The 707-nt window shown below is 71.3% G+C and carries 1 protein-coding gene; it reads right to left on the bottom strand.

The window, feature by feature from the left end; genetic code table 11:
* Window positions 1-707, bottom strand: a 707-nt coding sequence (locus DRV96_RS17820) for a transposase (RefSeq protein WP_162911150.1), incomplete at both ends; no start/stop codon positions are given.

Raw genomic sequence — 707 nt, 5'->3', positions numbered from 1 at the left:
GCGCTGACTTGCTCAACCATCGGCGCCATCTGCCCCATGTCGCTGCCGGCGTTGCTCACCGCCACGCCCACGATGACCTGGTCCTTGCAGGTGGTGGCCAGCTGCACGTTGTACGCCGGCCGGAACCCGCCGTCGCCCATCTTCATCACCCGTGCGTCGGCATCGCTGGTGCTGGCGCGAGCGTCTTCGGCCTTGTCGCCGTTGCGCAGCTTGGCCGCCTGCACCTGGGGCAGCTGCTCCAGCGCCGCTTGGATGCGTGCTTCGCGCTCCTGGGCTGCACGCTGCTGCGCGGCCTGCGCGCGGCGGCTGCTCGCCCCAGGATCGTCCTTGGCCCGCTGCTTGGTCTGTCGCACGAGCTCGCCCGCCTCGGCCAGGTGCTGCTGCAAACTGGCTTGACGGCGAAACGACGCCGCGCCTGCGTCGGCCCGCACCCGCATGCCGTCCTGCGCCACGCACTCCAGGCTGATCGCGCCTGCGGCCGCCAGCGCCGCGACGTTGGCCGTCAGCACCTCGTCCATCAGCGCCTCGTTGCCCGAGCGGAAGTCGTTGAGCGCGTGGTAGTTCACCGACACGCCGCCGCAGATCCAGCGGTAGGCGTCGTGCTCGCGCGTCAGCCGCGCCAGCTCGCGTCCACTGCCCACGCCTTCGAGCGTGGCGTACAGCCACAGCGCAAACAGGATGCGCGGGTCGATCGCCGCGCGTCCGGC

The sequence above is a fragment of the Azohydromonas sediminis genome (assembly GCF_003574675.1).
Taxonomy (GTDB): domain Bacteria; phylum Pseudomonadota; class Gammaproteobacteria; order Burkholderiales; family Burkholderiaceae_C; genus Calidifontimicrobium; species Calidifontimicrobium sediminis.
This window is presented reverse-complemented; position numbering and strand designations above follow the sequence as displayed.